The organism is Mycobacterium sp. (assembly GCF_032159765.1).
In the GTDB taxonomy this organism is placed as follows: Bacteria; Actinomycetota; Actinomycetes; order Mycobacteriales; family Mycobacteriaceae; genus Mycobacterium.
Window position 1 is genome coordinate 1 of the sequence record NZ_JAVHWM010000224.1, and the last position, 2,526, is coordinate 2,526.

The 2,526-nt window shown below is 64.5% G+C and carries 4 protein-coding genes; 2 read left to right on the forward strand and 2 right to left on the reverse strand.

The genetic code is table 11. The features are described 5' to 3' along the window. Positions 1-640, forward strand: a 640-nt coding sequence (locus QOH60_RS28355) for a class I SAM-dependent methyltransferase (RefSeq protein ID WP_526425221.1), incomplete at its 5' end; no start/stop codon positions are given. Here the strand turns inward: QOH60_RS28355 and QOH60_RS28360 are convergent. Continuing rightward, entirely contained in the window at positions 637-1,476 is an 840-nt protein-coding gene (locus QOH60_RS28360) for an aldo/keto reductase (RefSeq protein ID WP_526425222.1), read from the reverse strand. The genes QOH60_RS28355 and QOH60_RS28360 overlap by 4 nt on opposite strands. A 181-nt stretch (positions 1,477-1,657) precedes the next feature. Between QOH60_RS28360 and QOH60_RS28365 the strand changes: the two genes are divergently transcribed. Continuing rightward, positions 1,658-1,924 (forward strand): hypothetical protein, encoded by a 267-nt coding sequence (locus QOH60_RS28365; protein ID WP_526425223.1) that lies wholly within the window; start codon positions 1,658-1,660, stop codon positions 1,922-1,924. Between the two features lie 12 nt (positions 1,925-1,936). Here the strand turns inward: QOH60_RS28365 and QOH60_RS28370 are convergent. Continuing rightward, on the reverse strand, positions 1,937-2,526 hold a 590-nt coding region (locus QOH60_RS28370), incomplete at its 5' end, for a YhjD/YihY/BrkB family envelope integrity protein (RefSeq protein WP_526425224.1).

The window sequence follows — 2,526 nt, forward strand, 5'->3', positions numbered from 1 at the left end:
ACGTCACCGCGACGTTCATTACCGCACCATTGCCGAGGACATCCGCGGCTACGTGCCGCCGCATTCGGCGAACGTGCTGGATTACGGCTGTGGCGAAGCCACTTCGGCCGATCTGGTCGCCGCCGCCGCGTCGCACCTAACGCTGGTCGAGGCCGCGCCCAATGTGCGCGCGGCGCTGGCGGCGCGCTACGCCGGCAACCCGAAAATTTCCGTGCTGACGCCGGACGAGGCCATGACGCGGCCGCTCGGTTCGTTCGACCTCATCGTGATGCATTCGGTGGCGCAGTATCTCACCGCCGTCGAACTCGACCGGTTGCTCGGGGTGTTTCAGCGGCTGGTGAAGCCGGATGGCCTGGTGATCATCGGCGATATCGTGCCGCCGCGTCTGGCCGCGCCGGCCGCGGCGACGTCGCTGCTGCGCTTCGGCGCCGCCAACGGATTTTTCTGGGCCGCAGTCGGGGGACTCATCCGGATTTTCCTGTCGGATTATTTCCGGCTGAAGAAAACCCACGGCCTGTCGCACTACACCGAGGCGGAAATGCTCGAGCGTCTCAAGGCGGCCGGCTACACGGCCAAGCGCGCCGAGCACAACATCGGCCACAACCAGTGGCGTATGACGTTCCTCGCGCGGCGGGGCTAGTCCCAGCCGCCGGGCACGCGGCCGGCCGGATTGGCGACGCGGCCGTCCGGGCGCTTGAGCGCCGAGATGCGCGCCATTTCTTCGTCGCTCAATTCGAAATCGAACACACTGAAATTATCGACAATGCGTTGCGGATTCGACGAGAATGGAATCGGCGCAACGCCCTGCTGCATCAGCCAACGCAGCGCGATCTGGGCGAAGGTGCGACGCCGCGCCTTGGCGATGTCATTGAGCACCGGATCGTCGATGAGCTTGCCGCGCCCGAGCGGGCAATAGGCAATGAAGGCGAGCTTGTGCCGCCGCACGGCGGCCAAGAGTTTCGCCTGGTCGAGATAGGGGTGATACTCGGCCTGGAAGGCGACCAGCGGCTCGGGGCAAATCTCGACGGCCTTGTCGAGCAGTGCGATGTTGAAGTTGGCGACGCCAATATGCCGCGCTTTGCCTTGCTGTTTGGCCTTGGCCAAAGCCGGCATGGTTTCGGCGAGATTGATGTCGGGGCTCGGCCAGTGGATCAGCAGCAGGTCGATATAGTCGACCTTCAACGCGGCCAGGCTGGCATCGACGGAGCGGGCGAAATCATCGGGCTTGAGATGCTCGTGCGACACCTTGGTGGTGAGGAATATCTCTTTGCGCGGCACGCCCGACGCCCGGATACCGGGGCCGACATCCTCTTCGGTGCCGTATTTGCGGCCGGTATCGATGTGGCGATAGCCGGCCTTGAGCGCCGCGATCACAGTATCCGCGCTCATGCCGCCGCGCAGCGGCGACGTACCAAAGCCCATAACCGGAATGGCGCCGGCCTCGAAGGAAAACGGCAGGGTGGCGGAGGCATTCATGCATGGGTCCTGTGCGAGGTATGCGCGAGCGCCGCAAATATCTGAAAACGGCCATCAGTGGTAGCGGGTGCCCGCTGGCTCGCGCGAAAATCGTGGCACCCGCTATCAAAATCTAATGACGTTCCGCCCGCGCGGCGTACACTCCTTTTAGCAAAGAGGGCAAAAAATGTCTGCCATTGAAGTGACCGACGGCGACGAGACCGTCCGCGCCGCCTATTGGCTGGCCTGGAAGGAATTCCAGCACATTTCGTCGCAGACCCCGGATGAAAAACGCAGCGGCCCGCAGCGGCTGCAGGAGGAGATTCGCCGGCTGGTCGAAAACGGCGCGCGCGACCCCGATCAAATCGCCGCAACGGCACTTGGACTGTTGCGCGAAGCCGAACAGATCGCGCGCTCCAAGGCCCGCGTCATGAGCGCGCCCGACGACGACGCCGCTTCGGCGAGTTGAGCACTTGGTCTCTCAACGCGCCGGCGGAACTTCGCTCTCCGCATCGATCTCCGAGTTCAATTCGGCGCCGACCAGCACCACGATCGCCGTCATCCAGAGCCACATCATCAGGCCGATGGCGGCGCCGAGCGAGCCGTAGGTTGCGTCGTAGTCGGCGAAGCTCGCGAGATACCACGACAGCAGCGCCGAGCCGGCGAGCCAGGCGAGCGCCGCAAACAACGCGCCGGGGCTGATCCAGCGCCAGCGCGCATTGTCGAGGTCCGGACCGAAACGGTACAGCACCGCAAGACCGAACAGTAGCAGCAACAGCAGCGCCGGCCAGCGCAGCCAGGCCATCGCCAAGTCGCCGTAGCGGCCGAAATGAAGATACGACATCGCCACCGGCAGCACGACGATGGCGGCGATCGCCAGCAGCAACCCGGCGATGGCGCTGATGGTGAATCCAAGCGAAACCATGTTGAGCTTGATGAAGCTGCGGCGCTCCCTGACGCCGTAGCAGATGTTGAGCACGTCAATCACCGCCTTGACGCCGGCATTGGCGCTCCACACCGCCAGCCCCAGGCCGATAAAGAACGCCGTGCCGAGGTCGCCGGTGCCGCGTG

Bases quoted from the DNA above. Each gene is read 5' to 3' on its own strand.
- QOH60_RS28360 (WP_526425222.1), bottom strand. From the start codon at position 1,476: ATGAATGCCTCCGCCACCCTGCCGTTTTCCTTCGAGGCCGGCGCCATT.